This window comes from Nocardioides sp. zg-1308 (assembly GCF_013155375.1).
In the GTDB taxonomy this organism is placed as follows: Bacteria; Actinomycetota; Actinomycetes; order Propionibacteriales; family Nocardioidaceae; genus Nocardioides; species Nocardioides renjunii.
In genome coordinates this window covers 389,091-406,992 of record NZ_JABJQY010000002.1, presented here as the reverse complement: position 1 = coordinate 406,992, position 17,902 = coordinate 389,091, and the positions used below count along the sequence as shown (strand labels likewise).

Sequence of the window (17,902 nt, the reverse complement as noted above, 5' to 3'; positions counted from 1 at the left end):
GACTTTGCCTAACCTCCATGGCCGGGGGTGACCGACATGGCAGCAGGAGAGTCCGCGTACGACGTCGCGCGGAGGCAGCGCGAGAAGGCCGAGCGACTGCAGCGATCCGCGGCGCTCTGGGAGCAGGGCGCCGAGGGTGAGGTGGCGGTCGCACGGGCGCTCGAGGCGCTGCCCGACGGATGGTTCGGCCTCCACGACCTGGCGTGGCCGGGTCGACCGAAGGCCAACATCGACCATATCGTCGTCGGCCCCGGGGGAGTGTTCGTCGTCGACGCCAAGAACTGGACGGGTCGCATCGAGGTCCGCGACCAGGTGCTGATGCAGAACGGGCGGCGGCGCGAGCCGGCGGTGGCGTCCGCGGCGGAAGCAGCCCTTGCGCTGCAGTACATCGTGCCGGTCTCGCACCTCTCTACGAGCGTCCTGTGCTTCGTGCGCGACGAGCCGCTGACAGGCTGGGCTCGGGACGTCATGGTGTGCTCGACCGCCACCCTCACGGCCATGCTGACCTCCCGACCCGCGGTGCTGAGCCCGGACGATGTCAGGGCTTGCGTCGAGGCGGTCAGGGTGGGCACCGCGACGCGGACCGCGCCACCTCTCGTGACCCGCCGCCCGACGAGCAGCCGGCACACGACGAAGAAGCGAAGCAGGCCGGTCGTCGCCCTCGTCGGCACGCTCGCCCTGCTCGTAGCGGTCTGGAGCGGCGGTCTCCAGCACGCGGGCGGCTGGGTCGGCCAGCGCTTCGTCGAGGTGATGGCGCCCGACGAGCCGCCCAAGCCGGCGCCGACGAAGCCCACGAAGCCCACGAAGCAAGAGCGCAAGCAGAAAGAGCAGAAGGCGAAGCAACCGAACCAGCCACGGTGATCCGCGCGACCTCACCCCACCTCCCGCGCAAGCCGCTCGACAGCCTCAGCCACCCGCGACCCGAACATGACCGCGTCGTTGTGGTCCGCACCTCGCAGCACCACCCGCTCGACGAGGGACGGCACGCCGTCGGCGACCCGCGCGCTGAGCTCGCTCGGCACCACGCTGTCGCGGTCGCCGTAGATGACGGTGAGTGGAACGTTGCTTGCAGCGAGCGGGTCGAGCACGGGGAAGCGGTCGCGGAGCAGGGTGCGCACGGGCAGCCACCGGTAGTGGTGGCTACCGACGTCGGCGAGCTCGGTGAACGGCGACCGCAGCACGATCCCGGCCGGCCGGTGCCGCTGCTGCAGGCCGGCGACCACGCCGGTCCCGAGCGACTCCCCGAAGAAGATGGTGCGGTCGAGGGGATGGCCGAGGTCGGTCAGTGCGCGCACCGCGGCGTCGGCGTCCGCTGCCAAGCCCTTCTCGGTCGGGCTGCCGGGGTTGCCGCCGTAGCCGCGGTAGTCGACCATTAGCACGTTGAGCCCTCTGTCGGAGAGGTGGCGCGCGAGGCCGGTCCGTCCGGCGCGGTTGCCGCCGTTGCCCGGCGCCATCAGCACGGCCATGCCGGTGTCGCCCGCGGCGTCGGCCGGGAGGTACCACGCACCCAGCTCCAGCCCGTCGGACGTCCGCAGCGTCACGTCGCGGGCGCCGGGGAGCGCCTCGGCCGCGGGCGCGACGTCGGTCGCGTCGGGGAAGTAGATCAGCTGCCGCTGCAGGCCACACACGGCAGTGAGGGCGAGCCCGGCGACGAGCAGCACGACGGCGAGCGCCACGAGGATCCTCCTGCCGGGACGGCGGGCCATCGGCTCACAGTGCGCTGAGGTCCGGGGGCACGTCCACCGAGTGCGCCTGCAGCACCTCGAGGGGTACGACGTCCAGCGCGCGCTCGGAGGTCGCCGACAGCACGACCGGCGCGGCCACCCCGGCGTCGTACGCCTGCAGCCAACGGACGGCGACCACGCACCACCGGTCGCCCGGCACCAGGCCGGGGAAGTGCCACTCGGGACGCGGGGTGGCGAGGTCGTTGCCCACCAGGGCCTGGTGGGTCAGGAACTCCTCGGTCATGACCGCGCAGATCGCGTGCAGGCCGACGTCCTGCGGGCCGACCGTGCACGTGCCGTCGCGGTGGAAGCCGGTGAGGGGGTCGGTGCCGCAGGGGTCCAGCTCGCCGCCGAGGACGTTGCGCTCCGTCATGGGGAGATCATCGCGCGCACGTCCCAGCGGACCGGGGCCGGCGGGCGGAGCGGCGACAAATGTGATATCTATTTGCCATCACATTCCAGGAGGGGGAGACATGAGCGAGGACCAGCAGGTGCAGGACACGAGCCACACCGACGAGTCGGAGGGCGGGGCGCCCGCAGGTCGACCGGTCGGGCACGACGGCACCCGCGTCGACGTCACCGAGCGCACGGCCTGGTCCATCGACGGCTTCGCCGGGCTCGTCGTCTCGCTGGCGCTCCTCGTCGTCGGCACGTGGCTGTTCGTGCTCGGCGTCATCGACGCCGACGCGGGCCGCGGCGGCGCCGGCCAGATGGTCGGTGGCGCGCTCCTCGGCCTCCTCGGGCTGATCCTCTCCGCGTCGCTGACCATCGTGGCGCCGGGCCAGACCCGGGTCGTGCAGTTCTTCGGCCGCTACGTCGGCACGGTGCGCAAGCCCGGCCTGCGGATGCTTGTCCCGCTCACTACGCGGCGCAACGTCTCGGTGCGGGTGCACAACTTCGAGACCAACGAACTCAAGGTCAACGACGCCGACGGCAACCCGATCAACATCGCCGCGATCGTGGTCTGGCAGGTCGCCGACACCGCGCGGGCGACGTTCGCGGTCGAGGACTACGAGGACTTCGTGGCCGTGCAGGCCGAGTCGGCGCTGCGTCACGTGGCGATGAGCCACCCCTACGACAACGCGGTCACCGAGGTCACCCTCCGCGGCGACACCGAGGTCATCTCCGCCGAGCTGGCGGCCGAGGTGGCGGCGCGCATCGCGCTGGCCGGGCTCGAGGTGATCGAGGTGCGGATCTCCGCGCTTGCGTACGCCCCCGAGATCGCGCAGGCGATGCTGCAGCGCCAGCAGGCCTCGGCCGTCATCGCGGCCCGCGAGAAGATCGTCGACGGCGCGGTCGGCATGGTCGAGAGCGCGCTGGCCCAGCTCGAGCGCAAGGACATCGTCGAGCTGGACGCCGAGCGCAAGGCGGCCATGGTGTCCAACCTGTTGGTGGTGCTGTGCTCCGAGCGGGGCACGACCCCGGTGGTCAACGCCGGGTCGCTCTACACCTGAGCGGCATCGGGTCATGGGCAGCGATTCGAGCACCGAGTCGGGCGAGGAGCCGGAGGCCCAGCCGCGGGGTCAGGAGCGCAAAGCGGTCCTGCTGCGCCTCGACCCCGCGGTGCACTCCGCCCTGCAGCGGTGGGCGGCCGATGAGCTGCGCAGCGTCAACGCGCAGGTCGAGATGGTGCTGCGCGACGCGCTCCGCAAGGCCGGCCGCGCCCCCCGCGACGCCGGCCCGGTCCCCAAGCGCGGTCGTCCGCCCAAGAACCCGGAGGAGTGAGAGCCAGTCAGGCGCGGATGCCCGGCCGCAGCGCGACGGCCCACGCTGTGGCGCCTGCCGCGGCGACGACCCACCAGAACGCCCACGTCGACGCGGTCAAGCCGCCCATCGGGTAGGCCGACTCCCACCCGAGGAACCCACTCACCACCACCGGCGACATGACGGCCAGCGCCGCGACGGAGGCGAGCAGGGAGCCGGGGCTCTCCACCTGTCGCCGCGAGGCCAGGGCCGCGGCGCCGGAGGCCAGGACGAGGGCGGCGGCGCCCACGGACCACCACGCCCACCGGTCGAGCGGCAGGTCGCCCGGTCGCACGAGGACGACGGCGACCCACACGACGAGGGGGACGGCAGCCGCGACGAGTCGCGTCGTACGCCGCCACCCGGCGCCGCGCGGGGTGACCGCGACGACGGTGGTCGCGCGCTCGTCGAAGGCGAACCCGGCGCCCGCGGCGCAGCAGGCGAGCAGGGCCGGCAGCAGGACGACCGCCGTCGACGGCCAGCGGGCCAGCGCCCCGGCGGCCGCCAGGGCGGCGCCGCAGCAGCCCAGCAACGCGGACCACGCGACGCCGTGCCGGAGGTACCACCACCGTGGCGCCATCACTCCACCCGGAACGGGACCGGCTCGGAGACGCGGTTGTCGGACGGCCCCGTGGTCATCGACAGCACGAGGCAGGCGACGCCGACCACGACGGTGCCGAGGATCGCGGTGCGCAACTGCGGGGTGCGGGCGGTCCGGTCGTGCCAGACGGCGACGAGGGCGGCTGCGGCGCACAGGCTGAGGACGTAGCCGAGGTAGGCCGCCGGGTTGCCGGCCATCAGCTCCTGGGTGCCGTCCTCCAGCGTGCCCGAGTGCCACATGGCCCACGGCACCCACAGGCGCAGCTCGGACCCGGCGCCGTACGCGATGGGGACGGAGCCGGCGAAGCTGAGCAGGACCGCAGCCACGGCCACGACCGCGGGCGCACCCGGGAAGCGGAGCCACCGACCGGTCAGGACGCCCAGCAGGGCGCCGCCGAGGCAGGCCACGGGTCCGCTGGCGAGGAGGATGCTCCAGACCTGCCAGTCGGGCAGCGTGGCGAACCACCACTCCTGATCCGCCACCCCGACCGACTGGGCGATGACCACCTCGGCCACCACGAACAGCAGCCCGACGGCGAACGGGATCAGGCACACGGAGACGAGCGCCACGGTGCGCTGCGCCTCGGTGCGGGGTGCCGTGCCGACGGCCTCGACCGCTGCCTCGGTGGATCGGGTCTGCCGGGCCATCGCGACCAGGCTGGTCAGCCCGACGAAGAAGGCCGGGATCAGCGGGATCGGCAGCAGGTCCGTGTAGGCCGGGTCCTCGTTGGTCGCGACCATGAGCGCAAGGACACCGAAGGCCAATGCGACCCCGACCAGGAAGATCGGGTTGCGGAGCAGGCGTCGAGCCTCGATCCCGGCCATGCTGCCGAGGCTGGCGGTGCGGGTGGTGGGCAGGGCAAGGCTGTCGGCCATGGTGACTCCTGGGGTGGTGACGGCGAGTGGACGGGCTCGAGCAGCGCTCGAGGGAAGGCTCAGGCGGGCACGTGCGCGGCTCGGGCGTCGACGCCGAGCATGAGGAGGTAGGCGTCCTCGAGCGTGGGCTCGGCCGGGTCGGCGCCCGGGGGTGGCGTGCCGCCGACGACGTGGTGGCGACCGGTGCCGGTGCGCCAGCTGACGAGCGCGTCGGGTCCCGGCTCGTCGCAGGTCCAGACCCGGCCGACGGCGGTGGCGACGAGGTCGGTGACCGTCCCGTCGAAGCGGACGGTGCCACTGGCGAGGACGACGACGCGCTCGCACAGCGCGGCCACGTCCTCGGTCTGGTGCGTGGAGAGCAGGACGGCGCAGCCGCCGGCGATGACGGACAGGGTGCGCCGCAGGTCGGCGCGTTGCGTCGGGTCGAGCCCCGTGGTCGGCTCGTCGAGCACGAGGATCCGCGGGTCACCGAGCAGCGCCTGAGCCAGTGCGACGCGGCGCCGCTGGCCGCCGGACAGCCTGGCGACGCGCTTCGTCGCGAGGTCGCCGAGGCCGACCAGCTCGAGCACGCGGCGTACCTCGGCGTGACGACGGCGGCGGTCGTTCCACTCCTTGAGCACGGCGACGTACTCCACGAACCCGAAGGCCGTCATGTCGGCGGGGTAGCCCAGCTCCTGGGGCAGGTAGCCCAGCTGGCGGCGGATCGCGGTCACCTCGGCCTGCGAGCCGTGCGGATCCCGGTCGAGCAGCCGGACCTCGCCACCGTCGGCGGCGATCGAGGTGGCGACGATGCGTAGCAGCGTGGTCTTGCCGGCGCCGTTGGGGCCGAGCAGCCCGGTGATCCCGCGGTCGAAGGACAGGTCGACCGCGTCGAGGGCGCGGGTGCCGCCGTAGGCCTTGGTGACTCCGGTGAGCTCGACGGTGTTCACAGCACGGCTCCGATGCGCCGGTCCAGGCGGGACCTGACGAGGAGGACGGCGGCCGCGACGACCGCGAGGGACAGGTAGGCGAGCTGCTGGGGCGCCTCGACCGGCCAGGTGGCGGGGAACCCGCGCAGGGAGAAGACGACGAGGGCGCTCCACGCGAGGACGACGACTGCGACACCGGCGCGGGGGCCCACGAAGCTCGACAGGGCCAGCAGGACAGGTACGAGCGCGAGCGCCGGCCCGAGCCACGCCGCGGCCAGCCACGCGGGTCCGGGGAGGAGGAGGCCGAGGGCGGCGGTGACCGGCAGGACCGAGACGAGGACGGCGAGGGTGCGGACGAGGATCAGCCGGGTCCGCCCGTAGGGAGCCGTCACGACGAGCGACTCGAGCGGGTCGTTCTGGGGGCCGTAGGCCGCGGCCACCCCGATGGCCGGCACGAGCGGAGCCACCAGCAGGAACGGCGCCAGCATCATCCCCCCCGAGACGACTGTCGCGAGGGTGGCGAACGACAGGGCCAGGAACGCCGCGACCAGCCACGCCGTGCGCAGCGAGGTGGCCGCCGCGAGCAGCACGGCGGTGGGCTCGGGGACGCCGCAGCGGCGGGCCAGCCGGACCGGCAGCGGCAGCGGCGGCGACTCGACCGTGGCGCGGACGCCCGCCCACCCGCGGGCGAGCAGCTGCGGGTCGACGAGCGGCGTCGTGGACACGCGGCAGTCGGCGCACCGTCCCAGGTGCTGCTCGACGGAGGCGCCGACGATCGCGTCCAGGCGGCCGTCGACGTACGCCGCGAGCAGGTCGTCGTGGACGTGCCAGGTGGTCGTCATCGCCATTCCTCCTGTGCCAGGGCGAGGGATCCCCGCAGCTGGGCCTTGGCCCGATGCAGGCGCGTCTTCACCGTGTTCTCCCGGACGCCGAGCAGCCGGCCGGCCTCCTTGATGGTCAGCCCGTCCAGCACGCACGCCTGGACGACGGAGCGGAAATCGGGGGACAGCCCGGCGAGCGCCCCGGCCAGGTCGCCGTACTCCACCCCGAGCAGCACCTGGTCCTCGGCCGCGGGGACCTGCCCCCGGCCGACGGTGTCCCACTCGGGGAGGAGCACGACGTCCTTGCGCGACCGGAGCCGCGACACCATCCGTCGGAAGGCGATGCCCCATAGCCAGCCCGCGACCTCCCCTGTGCCGCGGTAGCGCCGGGCGTCCCTCCACACCGTGACGAAGGTGTCCTGCACGACGTCGAGGACGACGTCGGAGTCGTGGCAGCGGCGCATCAGCCGCGCGACGAGCCAGGCCGCGTGGCGGCCGTAGAGCTCCTCGAGCGCTGCGGTGTCACCGTCGGCCACGAGCGCCACCAGGACGGCGTCGTCCTGGTCCGCGGGTGCCGCGCTGCTGCCCATACCAGCACTGTCGCACCGGACGGGCCACATGGTTCCCGTCCGGGTCGACGAGTGTCCGCTGGTGGTGCGCGCGGTCCGATCGGCCCTGCGCTACGCGCGCCGGGTCGCCCCGACCGGCGCCGTACCCCTGACCGTCGTCCGTGCCGGGCGCCGTGCGGGATCGCGCCACAGCGACCACCCGATGAGCCCCCAGGCCAGCATCATCGGCCACATGCCGGTCGCCTGCGTCGCCACCGACACCAGCGCGACGCTGAGAGGCAGGTTGAGCAGGACCGCCCATGCCGCCGGCCGTGGTCGGAAGCCCGACCGCACCAGGCCCAGGCCCAGCAGCGCGTTGCCGAAGATCCCCACGAGCATCGCCAGCAGCACGACGAGGTACCCCTCGTCGACCACGCCGAGCCAGTAGACGACGAGCTGCCCCGCGCACATGACCGCGAGGCTGGTCAGCGTCAGGCGCCAGCCCCAGCGCTCGATCCGGCCCAGCCGCCCCGGACGTCGGCTGAGTGCCGCGACCGCACACGCCAGGACCGCGAGCACCGCCAGCAGGTTGAACTTGCCGTAGGTCAGGTAGACGGTCGAGGCGCCCGCGAAGTCGAGCAGCCGCGGACCGACGGCGTCCATCGCGGGCTCGGCCCACCAGGCCGCCATCGGGTTCTCGAGGTCGCTGCGGCCGTCCGGTGTCCTCATGCGGGCCAGCGAGTTCAGGGGGGCCAGGGGGACGCTGGCCACCGCGAGCACGACGGCGGCCAGACCGCAGCGCCGTACGGTCGTGTCTGACAGGTCGGGACGCTTCATCGGGGTGACCTCCTCGTCGGGTGCGGGCTTCGGACGCTAGGCGCGTGAGCACGCCCCGCGCGTCGGCCCCGAGGCGACCGCATCTCCACCCCAGGGTTGACCCCGGGGCGGCCACTGCGGGGCTAACCTCCCAGGATGGACTGGCCCCGCTGGTCGATCAGCCGCGAGGACTGGCTGCTACCCGCCGCGCTCGCGGTCGTCGGCGCGGTCGAGGTGCTGAGCGTCAGCGGACTGGCAGCGGCGCCGGCGATCGCGTACGTCCTCGTGCCCTGCGTCCTGCTCCTGGGACGCCGGCACCTGCCGCTCCTCTTCGCCACGGGCGCCGCCGCGGTCGTGACGCTGGGGGCGGCGCCGCTCGGGATCGAGGGGGACGCGCTGACGTCTCCGCTGCCCATCCTGTTCGCCGCGTGCTTCGCGCTCGGACGCTACGAGCCGTCGGTGTGGCGAGGTGCCGCAGCGGTCGCCGCGCTGGACGTTGCGCGCCACGTGGCCGGCGGTCTCGCGATCCCGGCGCTGGGGGACGTGCTCTGGGTGGCGGCGCTGACGTTCGTCCCCTGGTTCTTCGGGCGCCTCGTGCTCGCCCACGTCCACCAGCGTGACCTCCTCGCCGACCAAGCCGTCCGGCTGGTCGAGGAGCAGCGGCACGTCGCCGAGCACGCCGTCGCCGCCGAGCGCCGCCGCATCGCCCGCGAGCTCCACGACGTGATCGCCCACTCGATCAGCGTGATGGTGGTGCAGGCGGGGGCGGCCCAGTCACTCCTCGGACGCGACGAGCGGGCGGTCGACGCGTCGCTCGAGGAGATCCAACGGGCGGGCCGGGAAGCGCTGGCCGAGACCGGCCGGCTGCTCGGGCTCCTGCGTGACGAGGACGACTCGGACGTGTCGCCGCAACCCGCTGCTGCCGACCTCCCGAGCCTCGTCGACGCCTACCGCGGCTCGGGGCTCGACGTGGCGCTCGCGATGGAGGGAAGCACGGACGGACTGCCGGCCGGCGTCGACCTCTCGCTCTACCGGATCGTCGAGGAGGGGCTCACGAACGCGCTCAAGCACGCGCCGGGCGCTCGCGTGCAGGTCTGCTACCGGCGCTCGGCAGGCGGCGTCGAGGTGGCGCTCACGAGCACCTCCGGAGGCACTCCGGTGCTGGTCCCGGGCGGCCACGGGCACGGGCTCGTGGGGATGCGCGAACGCGTCGCGGTCTTCGGCGGTTCGCTGTCCGCAGGCCCCGCTCCGGGTGGCGGCTTCTCCGTCCGAGCTGCACTGCCTCTTGAGGAGTCGGTGTGACGAGCGTGGTGGTCGTGGACGACCAGGAGATGGTCCGCGCCGGCCTCCGGGTCATGCTCGAGTCACGCGGCGTCACCGTCGCCGGGGAGGCCGCCGACGGACGAGCCGGCATCGAGGCCGTACGACGACTGGGCCCCGACGTGTGCCTGATGGACATCCGGATGCCGGTCCTCGACGGCATCGAGGCGACGCGGCTCCTCGTGGCCGAGGGCAGCCCGACCCGCGTGCTGGTGCTGACGACGTACGACCTCGACGAGCTCGTCCACGCCGCCCTGCGGCACGGTGCGGCGGGCTTTCTGCTCAAGACCACCCCCGCGGCCCGGCTGGTCGAGGGCGTGGACACCGTGGCTCGCGGCGAGGCGCTGCTCGCGCCGGAGCTGACCCGGCGGCTGATCGAGCAGCACGTCGCGCGTCCGGCGCCGGGCAGCGCGGACCGTCTCACGGCTGGACTGACCCGACGCGAGCGCGAGGTCCTCGTGCTGGTCGGCGAGGGTCGTTCGAACGACGAGATCGGGGCGACGCTGTTCGTGTCCCGCGCGACGGTGAAGTCGCACGTCAACCGTGTCTTCGCCAAGCTCGGCATCACGAGCAGGGTGCAGGCCGTGGTCCTGTGCTACGAGCACGGTCTCGTGGTGCCCGGGCAGCGGACGGAGCCGTAGCCCTCGGTCGACCGGCGCGCCCCGGCGGCCGTCAGAAGCGGTCGAGCGGCACGACGACGTCCGCGGCGTCCCGCGTCGCCGCGACCAGCGCGGCGTTCGGCTCGTCGACGGCCTCGACCCACGCCCGAGCGGCGTCGGGCGACTTGCCGAACTGCTCGTGGCGGCGGACCAGCCGGTCGCGTCGTACGTCGGGGTCGACGTCGACGAACCACGCCTCGGCGAGCAGGGGGCGTACGCGCCCCCAACCGCTGACGGCCAGCAGGAGGTAGTTGCCCTCGGTCACCACCAGCCGCACGGACGGCTCGATCGCGATCGCCGCGGCGATGGGCTGCTCGAGGTCGCGCTCGAACCCCGGGACGTAGAGCGTGCGTCCGCGCTGGTCGTGCAGCCGCACGAGCGCAGCGGTGTAGCCGTCGACGTCGAAGGTATCCGGCGCTCCTTTGCGGTCACGACGGCCGAGCCGCTCGAGCTGGACGTCGGCGAGGTGGAAGCCGTCCATCGGCAGGTGGCCGACGGCGTCGGGCCCCAGGTGTGATCGCAGCGAGTCGAGCAACAGCGAGGCCAGCGTGGACTTGCCGGCACCGGGCGGCCCGGTGATGCCGAGCACGACCCGATCCGGCCGGTCCACCAGGCCCGCGGCCCGGTCGACCAGCGCGGGCAGGGACGGCTCGGGCACGGACGGCGCCGGCACCTAGCGCACCCCGAACGTCCGCCCCACGACCTGGTCGAACACCCGGTCCGGCAGCAGGTCGCGCGAGGTGGTGATCAGCCGGGCGCCCTTGCCGACCGGGTAGCGGGCGGCCGGTCGCCGCGTGGTCGCAGCCTTGACGATCTTGTCCGCCACCTCCTCGGGCGTCGAGGCGCGGCCGGGCCTGTCGAACTCGGTGAGCACCTCGTGCGCCTTGCGGGCGTGGGTGGCGTACGCCCCGGACCCCGAGCGCTCGAGCAGGGAGTCGCGGGCGATCTCGTTCCACTCGGTGAGGATCGGGCCCGGCTCGATGAGCACGACCTGGATGCCGAAGGGCCGCAGCTCCATGCGCAGGCTGTCGCTGAAGCCCTCCACCGCGAACTTGGTCGCGTGGTACCAGGCGCCGAACGGCTCGTAGAACTTCCCGCCGATCGAGGAGATGTTGACGATCCGGCCCGAGCGTCGCGCGCGCATGTGTGGCGTGACGAGCTGGACCAGGCGGGCGAGGCCGAAGACGTTGACCTCGAACTGCCGCCGCGCTTCCTCGATCGGCACGTCCTCGACGGCGCCGTACGACCCGTAGCCGGCGTTGTTGACCAGGACGTCGATGCGTCCCTGCTGCTCGATGATGCGGGCGATGCCGGCGACCATCGAGTCGTCGTCGGTGACGTCCATGGCGAAGGTGTGTGCGCCTGCCTCGGCGAGCGGGGCCATCCGGTCGACGCGGCGGGCGACGGCGTACACCGTGAAGCCCCGGTCCAGGAGGGCGAGGGCGGTGCTCTCGCCGATCCCGGACGAGCCTCCGGTCACCAGGGCGACGGGGGCCCCGACACGTGTGTCCATGCCGCGAGCGTAGTGCGGTATCGCGACTAGCCTGCCTGTCGAGGAAGGGAGGTGCCTCGTGCGAGGAGCAGTCCTGGGTGCCGCGCTGGTCGTCGCCCTCGCCGCGTGCGGCGGCGAGCCGGAGCAGAGGGCCGAGCCGGAGCCGACGCCCAGCGCCGGCCCCGCCACCACCGAGGCCGTCGACGAGCCGCTGCCCTGCGTCCCGGGTGCCGAGCCGTTCACCGGCCCGGCCGCCGACGAGTTCGGCGCCGAGCAGGTGATGGCGGCCTACTGCATGCTCGCCGACCTCGCCTTCGCGCAGGAGCGGACGTCGCTCGCGCTGCCGGTGCCCGAGCAGGACGAGCGCGACCTCCGCAGCGTGCGCGCCGTCCTGACGACGTCCGCGCTGGAGCGGTGGCGCGAGCGCGCGGACGTCGACGGCCTCACGCTCCACGACGTACGCCGGGTGCCGCGCGGCTACCAGCGCGCGGACGACGGCCCCTTCGTCTACGGGACCACCGTCGGACCGGCGACCGCGCGGCGCGAGGGTGACGCGCTGAGCCTGTCGTTCGCGCTCGAGACGGGCCTGGTGCTGGAGGAGCGAGGCGACGACACGGGCCGCCACTCGCTGCTCCCGGTGACCCGCGACGCGACGTACGTCCTGGTGCCCGTCGGCGGCGGCTGGAAGGTCGTCGACTGGGAGGCGAAGTTCACGCACGGCCCCGTCCGGCTCGTCTCGGGTTAGTCAAGAAGGTGCCGATCCCACCCGTAAGGGCGCATACTGGGTCAGATGAGCAACCCGAGCGGCTCGCGGCCGAAACACCTGAAGAGCAGCCCCTTCGCTCCCGCCCCCGAGGTCGTCGTGGAGAACTACGACATCGGCGACCGGGTGTCCCATGACCTCTACGGTCTCGGCACGGTGACCAAGGTCGACAGTCACGCCGTGACCGTCGACTTCGGCTCCCAGGCGGTGCGGATCAAGCCGCCCTTCGCCAAGATGCAGCACCTCTGACCCGACTCTCCTGACCCGGCAGGTGACGCGGACGCACTCGGGCGTCCGTTCGTCGTCGCTGGACAGTCTTACCTGACCGACGTACTTTTTACTCGTGTCAGTAACTCGCTCCGCCACCTCCGCGGCACGGCGTGCGCAGATCCTCGACGCGACCATCGAGGTCATCGCCGAGGAGGGCTTCGCCCGGGCGAGCTTCGCCCGCATCGCCGAGCGTGCAGGTCTGTCGAGCACCCGGCTGATCTCCTACCACTTCGCCGGCAAGGACGAGCTCGTCGCAGCCTTGGTGGAGCACGTGGTCAGCGGGATCGGCGAGCACGTCGGCGCCCTGGTGGGCGCCGAGACGACGGCGCGCGGTCGGCTGCGGGCGTACGTCGAGGGGGTCGTGGGCCACGCCGACAGCCACCGCGCGCAGATGAGCGCCCTCCTGCAGGTCGTGCTGTCCGGGGCGTGGGGCGCCGGCGGCCCGGTCGGACCGAGCGACGCCAGCCACCTCGAGCGGATCCTGCGGCAGGGGCAGGAGGCAGGCGAGCTGCGGGACTTCGACGTCCGCGTGGTGGCGGCGACCGTCCAGCGGGCCGTCGAGGGGGTGCCGCTGCAGCTGCAGGCCGACCCGGGCCTGGACTGCGCGGCGTACGCCGCCGAGCTGGTCGAGCTGTTCGACCGCGCGACCCGGGCGGACCCGTGACGCTGCTGCGGCCGGTCGTCGGCATCGTCGGGTCGACCGCGCTCTACTACCTGTTGCGCCACCTCGGGGTCAGCGTCTACGCGGCGCTCGTCGTCGGCGCGGTCCTCTCGCTGGTGCCGGCCTGTGTCGCGCTGGTGCGGGGCAGTCGGCCGGGCGGGCTCGAGGCCTTCTTCACCGTCCTGCTGTTCGCGAGCTTCGCGATCTCGCTCGTGCCGGGCGACGAGCGGTTCCTGCTCGCCAAGGACGCGCTGGTCACCGGGGGTGTCGGCGCCTGGTTCCTCGCCAGCCTGCGGTGGGCGGACCGCCCGCTGGCCTACCAGTTCGCCCGGCCGATGGTCGAGGGCCGCCTCGGCTGGCCGGGGGACTGGGAGGGCCTGTGGGAGCGCGAGGCGTGGTGGCGCCGGATGTGGCGGACCTCGAGCATCCTCTGGGCGATCGGCACCCTGGTCGACGCCGCGGCCCGGGTCGTGATGGCCTACACCCTCCCTCCCGACGCCGTGCCGGGGCTCAACCTCGCGCTCTACGTCGGCACGGCCGTGCTGCTCAACGTCGTCACGACGGTGGTGTACGTCCGCGCGGGGGCGGTCGGCCGCCGACGCGAGCGGACCCCGGCCTGACCGGCGTACGGTCGGAGCATGGCTGACCTCGAGGCTGCCCTCCGCCCGCACGTCGACTCCGGCGCGATCCCGGGGCTCGTGGCCCTCGTCGCACGTCATGACGAGGAGGAGGTCGTGGCCCTCGGTCGGCAGGGCACGAGCGGCAGGCCGATGGAGCGCGGCTCGATCTTCCGCGGCGCCTCGATCACCAAGCCCGTCACCGCCGCCCTGGCGATGGTGCTGGTCGACGAGGGGCGGCTCGACCTCGACGCCCCGGTCGCCGACCTGCTGCCCGAGCTCGCCGAGCCGCGGGTGCTGCGGACGCTGGGGAGCGAGCTGGACGACACGGTCGCGTGCGAGCGCCCGATCACCGCCCGGCACCTGCTCACCGGGACGGCCGGCCACGGCTTCGCCACCTGGGACTCCACCGTCGTGCCGCTCCTGCTCGAGCGGCTGGGCCAGGCCTCCGACGACATCGGCGAGGTGCCGCCTCCCGACGAGTGGATGCGCCGGCTCGCGGAGATCCCGCTCATGCACCAGCCCGGCGACGGCTGGACCTACAACGCGTCCTACGACGTCCTCGGCGTGCTGCTCGCCCGCGCCGCCGGTCAGGACCTCCCGGACCTCATGGCCGAGCGCCTGCTCGAGCCGCTCGGGATGGTCGACACCGGCTTCTCCGTGCCGCCCGAGAGCCTCGACCGCTTCACCACGCTCTACAGCCACGACGACGCCGGCGTGCTGCAGGTCAGCGACGAGCCCGACGGCGTCTTCACCACGATGCCCTCCTTCCCGTCCGGCAGCGGCGGCCTGGTGACCACCGTCGACGACTGGCTCGCCTTCGGCCGGATGCTGCTCGCCGAGGGCGAGAGCCCGGACGGCCGCGTGCTGTCGGCGGAGGCGGTGCGCCGGATGACGACCGACCAGGTCAGTGCGCAGCACCGCGAGATGGGCGGCTTCTTCCTCGACGGCCAGGGCTGGGGGTTCGGCGGCGGCGTCGACACCGAGCTCATCGACCCGTGGAACGTCGTCGGCCGCTACGGCTGGGTCGGCGGCACGGGCACGTCGGCGTACGTCCACCCGCGCGAGGGCGTCGTCGCGGTCCTGCTCAGCCAGGCCGGGCTCGACGGGTCCGTGCTCGAGCTGTTGCAGGCGTTCTGGAGGGTGTCGGCGGCCTGAGCGGAGCCGGGTCCGGGGGATGGGACACCCCGACGGGCGTGGTGCGTGCCAGTGCCCTCGTTACGGTGGAGCGCATGACCGACGAAGTGCAGCAGGCAGCGATCGAGGCAGCTCAGCGCGTGGTCGAGGAGGTGAGCTCCTGGGAGTACAGCGCCGAGGACGGCATCATCGCCCGGCAGCTCGACGACGGCCTGCAGAAGGCCGGCGTACGCCTCGACGACGACGAGCGCGAGCGCATCCTCGCCGAGATCGACGGCATGAAGGACGAGCAGTCGAGCGCACCGCAGGTCCGGTCCGCGACGCCGGTGGAGTGACGCGGCCATGGATGTCCGCGGCGTGCTGACCGAGGGCTTCGGCCGCATCACCGAGCTCTACGCGAGCGTGGCCGAGGACCTCGACGAGGAGACCCTGCACCACCGCCCGGGCGGCACCGGCAACCCGGTCGGCTGGCTGCTGTGGCACCTCGCACGGGTCCAGGACGACCACGTCGCCCACCTGGCCGGTGAGTCGCAGGTGTGGGAGAGGTTCCAGGACCGCTTCGGCCTGCCCAACGGCACCGACGACATCGGCTACGGGCACAGCAGCGAGCAGGTCGACGCCATCCGCATCGAGGACCCCGCACTGCTCGTGGACTACCACCACGAGGTCACCCTGGCGACCGCGCGCTACCTGCAGACCGTCGACGAGGCGGAGCTCGAGCGCGAGGTCGACCAGAGCTGGGACCCGCCCGTCACCGCCGGGCAGCGGTTGATCAGCATCCAGGGCGACTGCCTGCAGCACCTCGGGCAGGCGGCGTACGTCAAGGGCCTGCTCCGGTCCTGACCGGAGGTCCGCCGTGAACCGCAGCCGACGCGCGTCCGTCGTCGCGACGGGCCCGCTGCTCCTCGCGCTCTCGCTCGGCCTGGCTGCGTGCAGCGACGACGACGAGCCTCCGGCGGACCGGCCCGACGCGCCGGCAGCGGACGAGGGCGGAGGAGCCGAGGACCCGCAGGACGAGCCGGGTGACGGCGGGTCGGGCGCGGAGGACGGCGGCACGGGTGCAGGCGCTCCGGCGGGCGACACGAAGGCCGGGCTTGCGGCCCGGACTGCGCTCGGCGAGGTGGACGGGACGGTCTTCGCGATCGAGCTCGACGACGGTGCCTGGTCCGTCACGGTCGTGACGCCCGACGGCGTCGAGAACGAGGTGGAGCTCTCCGCCGACGCCACGACCGTCGTCGGCGACCCGGTGGCCGAGCCCGACGACGACCCGCAGGAGGCCGCCGAGCGCGAGCGCCTCCTCGACGTGCCCGTCGACCACCTGGCGGCGATCGAGGCCGCCCTCGCCGCGGTGCGCGGCTCGGTGTCGACCGTCGAGCTGTCCGAGGACGACGGCGCCGCGGTCTGGGAGGTCGTGCTCGACGAGGACCGGCCCGGCGAGACCACGGTCGAGGTCGACGCCCGCACCGGCGAGGTGCTGCGGACCGAGCGCGACGACTGAGCCCGCTGCCAGACTGAGGACCGTGCCTCCCGAGCTGGTCGTCCGCGCGGTCGGCTTCGCGCCGGTCAAGGGCATGCGCCACCTCGGCCTCGACCACGTCCGGCTCGACGAGCAGGGCCCGGTCGGGGACCGGCAGTGGTGCCTGGTCGACGTCGTCGCGCGGCGCGTGCTGCGTACGGTCCAGCACCCGTCGCTGATCGGGGTCGTGGCACGCACCGAGGGACCGGTGCTGTCGATGACGCTGCCCTCGGGGGACTCGGTCGCCGCGGAGCCGGTGGCCACCGGCGAGACCGTGACCTGCGACTACTGGGGCCGACCGGTCGACCTGGCGCTGACGGACGGCCCGCACGCCGGCCTCGTGTCCGACCATCTCGGGCGCGACGTGCGCCTCGCAGCCGCGCCGCGGGGCGGCGTCGTCTTCAACGCGCCCGTGACGCTCGTCGGCACCGCCTCGATCGAGCACCTCGCGCGGACCGCCGCTCACCCGGCCCTGGTCCGCGAGGCGGGGCGGTTCCGCGCCACGCTCGTGGTGGAGACCGACGAGCCGTTCGTCGAGGACACGTGGCTCGGCACGGAGGTCGCCGCCGGACAGGCACGCCTGCGCGTCGGCGGGCCGGTCCCGCGGTGCGCCGTGGTGGACAGCCATCCCGTGACGGGCGAGAAGGACGTCCGGCTGCTCAGGGCGATGACCGGGTCACGGCCGACCAACGCGGCGGGGGAGCCGATGCTCGGGATGTACGCCGCGTGCGTGGCGCCCGGCGCCGTGCCGGTCGGCTGAGCCGCGGTCGGCTGGGCAACGCCGGCCGACAGGCAAGGCGTAGGTCAGCCTCTCCTTACTGGAATCGTTCAAGAAAAGGGTGTTGAGTAGGTGCCGACCGACAGAGCCGACAGAGAGGAAGCTCCCATGACCCAGACGGCCAACCGGACCTCCGCGACCCACACCTCCCACCCTGCCTTCCAGGCCTCCGAGCGTCTCGCCGGACACCTGCAGCAGCTGCTCGTCGACCTGACCGACCTCCACATCCAGGGCAAGCAGGCCCACTGGAACGTGGTCGGCAAGAACTTCCGCGACCTCCACCTCGTCCTCGACGAGGTCGTCGAGGCCGCACGCGGGTTCTCCGACGACGTCGCCGAGCGCATGCGCGCCGTGTACGTCACCCCCGACGCCCGGGCGAAGTCCGTGGCGGCCCAGACCTCGCTGCCGGAGTTCCCCTCCGACGAGGTCAACACCGGCGACTGCGTCGACCTCATCGTCGCCGCGCTCTACGCCGTCGCGGGCACGGGTCGCCGCATCCACGACGAGGTGGACGCCGAGGACCCGACGTCCGCCGACATGATCCACGCGATCCTCGAGCGCCTCGAGCAGCTCGCGTGGATGATCGACGCGGAGAACCGCGTCGCCAACAGCAGCCTGCCCCGCTCCTGGAGCGAGTGAGCAGCGCAGCAACA

At 73.4% G+C, this 17,902-nt stretch carries 25 protein-coding genes; 15 read left to right on the top strand and 10 right to left on the bottom strand.

All coding sequences use genetic code 11. The annotated features are described in order from the left end of the window. Positions 1-36: 36 nt before the first annotated feature. Positions 37-861 carry a nuclease-related domain-containing protein gene (locus HN031_RS03730; protein WP_172266514.1) on the top strand — a complete coding sequence of 275 codons (825 nt, stop codon included), beginning with the start codon at positions 37-39 and terminating at the stop codon, positions 859-861. An 11-nt stretch (positions 862-872) separates the two neighbouring features. Here HN031_RS03730 and HN031_RS03725 read toward each other — a convergent pair whose 3' ends face one another. After that, a complete protein-coding gene (locus tag HN031_RS03725; RefSeq protein WP_172266511.1) occupies positions 873-1,706 on the bottom strand; it encodes an alpha/beta hydrolase in 834 nt (277 codons plus the stop codon). 4 nt (positions 1,707-1,710) lie between these two features. Beyond that, a complete protein-coding gene (locus HN031_RS03720; RefSeq protein WP_172266508.1) occupies positions 1,711-2,097 on the bottom strand; it encodes a DUF2237 family protein in 387 nt (128 codons plus the stop codon). 100 nt (positions 2,098-2,197) lie between these two features. Here HN031_RS03720 and HN031_RS03715 point away from each other — a divergent pair, with 100 nt between their 5' ends. Together HN031_RS03715 and HN031_RS03710 are read left to right on the top strand one after the other, a co-directional pair. Then, positions 2,198-3,178 carry an SPFH domain-containing protein gene (locus HN031_RS03715; protein ID WP_172266505.1) on the top strand — a complete coding sequence of 327 codons (981 nt, stop codon included), beginning with the start codon at positions 2,198-2,200 and terminating at the stop codon, positions 3,176-3,178. A gap of 13 nt (positions 3,179-3,191) precedes the next feature. Beyond that, positions 3,192-3,449: a hypothetical protein gene (locus tag HN031_RS03710; RefSeq protein WP_172266502.1), complete on the top strand. Its 258-nt coding sequence runs from the start codon at positions 3,192-3,194 to the stop codon at positions 3,447-3,449. Positions 3,450-3,456: 7 nt separating this feature from the next. On the opposite strand, the gene HN031_RS03705 is transcribed toward HN031_RS03710, so the two are convergent. From HN031_RS03705 to HN031_RS03680, 6 genes are all read right to left on the bottom strand, one after another. Further along, complete coding sequence (locus HN031_RS03705; RefSeq protein WP_172266499.1) at positions 3,457-4,047, bottom strand: hypothetical protein; 591 nt, start codon at positions 4,045-4,047, stop codon at positions 3,457-3,459. Continuing rightward, positions 4,047-4,943, bottom strand: coding sequence for a hypothetical protein (locus HN031_RS03700; protein ID WP_172266496.1), 897 nt, complete (start codon positions 4,941-4,943; stop codon positions 4,047-4,049). The genes HN031_RS03705 and HN031_RS03700 overlap by 1 nt, the downstream gene beginning before the upstream one ends. 59 nt (positions 4,944-5,002) lie before the next feature. Further along, positions 5,003-5,872 carry an ATP-binding cassette domain-containing protein gene (locus tag HN031_RS03695; protein WP_172266493.1) on the bottom strand — a complete coding sequence of 290 codons (870 nt, stop codon included), beginning with the start codon at positions 5,870-5,872 and terminating at the stop codon, positions 5,003-5,005. Beyond that, positions 5,869-6,693, bottom strand: a complete 825-nt coding sequence (locus HN031_RS03690) for a zf-HC2 domain-containing protein (protein WP_172266490.1) — start codon at positions 6,691-6,693, stop codon at positions 5,869-5,871. The genes HN031_RS03695 and HN031_RS03690 overlap by 4 nt, the downstream gene beginning before the upstream one ends. Next, entirely contained in the window at positions 6,690-7,262 is a 573-nt protein-coding gene (locus HN031_RS03685; RefSeq protein WP_172266489.1) for an RNA polymerase sigma factor, read from the bottom strand. The genes HN031_RS03690 and HN031_RS03685 overlap by 4 nt, the downstream gene beginning before the upstream one ends. A 90-nt stretch (positions 7,263-7,352) precedes the next feature. After that, entirely contained in the window at positions 7,353-8,057 is a 705-nt protein-coding gene (locus tag HN031_RS03680) for a hypothetical protein (RefSeq protein WP_172266487.1), read from the bottom strand. A gap of 135 nt (positions 8,058-8,192) precedes the next feature. Here HN031_RS03680 and HN031_RS03675 point away from each other — a divergent pair, with 135 nt between their 5' ends. Both HN031_RS03675 and HN031_RS03670 read left to right on the top strand, forming a co-directional pair. Beyond that, entirely contained in the window at positions 8,193-9,338 is a 1,146-nt protein-coding gene (locus HN031_RS03675) for a sensor histidine kinase (RefSeq protein WP_172266485.1), read from the top strand. After that, positions 9,335-9,997: a response regulator transcription factor gene (locus tag HN031_RS03670; RefSeq protein WP_172266483.1), complete on the top strand. Its 663-nt coding sequence runs from the start codon at positions 9,335-9,337 to the stop codon at positions 9,995-9,997. The genes HN031_RS03675 and HN031_RS03670 overlap by 4 nt, the downstream gene beginning before the upstream one ends. A gap of 31 nt (positions 9,998-10,028) precedes the next feature. Here HN031_RS03670 and HN031_RS03665 read toward each other — a convergent pair whose 3' ends face one another. Continuing rightward, on the bottom strand, positions 10,029-10,673 hold the full coding sequence (locus HN031_RS03665; protein ID WP_367650640.1) for a nucleoside/nucleotide kinase family protein: 645 nt from the start codon (positions 10,671-10,673) through the stop codon (positions 10,029-10,031). A 15-nt stretch (positions 10,674-10,688) separates the two neighbouring features. Continuing rightward, entirely contained in the window at positions 10,689-11,528 is an 840-nt protein-coding gene (locus HN031_RS03660) for an oxidoreductase (protein ID WP_172266481.1), read from the bottom strand. 58 nt (positions 11,529-11,586) lie between these two features. Between HN031_RS03660 and HN031_RS03655 the strand changes: the two genes are divergently transcribed. From HN031_RS03655 to HN031_RS03610, 10 genes are all read left to right on the top strand, one after another. Beyond that, positions 11,587-12,252 carry a hypothetical protein gene (locus HN031_RS03655; RefSeq protein WP_172266479.1) on the top strand — a complete coding sequence of 222 codons (666 nt, stop codon included), beginning with the start codon at positions 11,587-11,589 and terminating at the stop codon, positions 12,250-12,252. A 45-nt stretch (positions 12,253-12,297) separates the two neighbouring features. Further along, a complete protein-coding gene (locus HN031_RS03650) occupies positions 12,298-12,519 on the top strand; it encodes a hypothetical protein (protein WP_216652038.1) in 222 nt (73 codons plus the stop codon). 94 nt (positions 12,520-12,613) lie between these two features. After that, entirely contained in the window at positions 12,614-13,204 is a 591-nt protein-coding gene (locus HN031_RS03645) for a TetR/AcrR family transcriptional regulator (RefSeq protein WP_172266477.1), read from the top strand. Continuing rightward, the gene (locus HN031_RS03640; protein WP_172265503.1) at positions 13,201-13,821 is read left to right on the top strand and encodes a VC0807 family protein; all 621 of its coding nucleotides are present in this window, start codon (positions 13,201-13,203) and stop codon (positions 13,819-13,821) included. The genes HN031_RS03645 and HN031_RS03640 overlap by 4 nt, the downstream gene beginning before the upstream one ends. An 18-nt stretch (positions 13,822-13,839) precedes the next feature. Next, a complete protein-coding gene (locus HN031_RS03635; RefSeq protein WP_172266475.1) occupies positions 13,840-14,976 on the top strand; it encodes a serine hydrolase in 1,137 nt (378 codons plus the stop codon). A 74-nt stretch (positions 14,977-15,050) separates the two neighbouring features. Continuing rightward, the gene (locus tag HN031_RS03630; protein ID WP_172266472.1) at positions 15,051-15,290 is read left to right on the top strand and encodes a hypothetical protein; all 240 of its coding nucleotides are present in this window, start codon (positions 15,051-15,053) and stop codon (positions 15,288-15,290) included. 7 nt (positions 15,291-15,297) lie between these two features. Next, entirely contained in the window at positions 15,298-15,798 is a 501-nt protein-coding gene (locus HN031_RS03625; RefSeq protein WP_172266469.1) for a DinB family protein, read from the top strand. Positions 15,799-15,811: 13 nt separating this feature from the next. Further along, the gene (locus tag HN031_RS22160) at positions 15,812-16,453 is read left to right on the top strand and encodes a PepSY domain-containing protein (protein ID WP_172266466.1); all 642 of its coding nucleotides are present in this window, start codon (positions 15,812-15,814) and stop codon (positions 16,451-16,453) included. A gap of 22 nt (positions 16,454-16,475) precedes the next feature. Next, entirely contained in the window at positions 16,476-17,231 is a 756-nt protein-coding gene (locus tag HN031_RS03615) for an MOSC domain-containing protein (protein WP_367650639.1), read from the top strand. A 126-nt stretch (positions 17,232-17,357) separates the two neighbouring features. Then, on the top strand, positions 17,358-17,888 hold the full coding sequence (locus HN031_RS03610) for a Dps family protein (protein ID WP_172266463.1): 531 nt from the start codon (positions 17,358-17,360) through the stop codon (positions 17,886-17,888). Positions 17,889-17,902 lie beyond the last annotated feature (14 nt).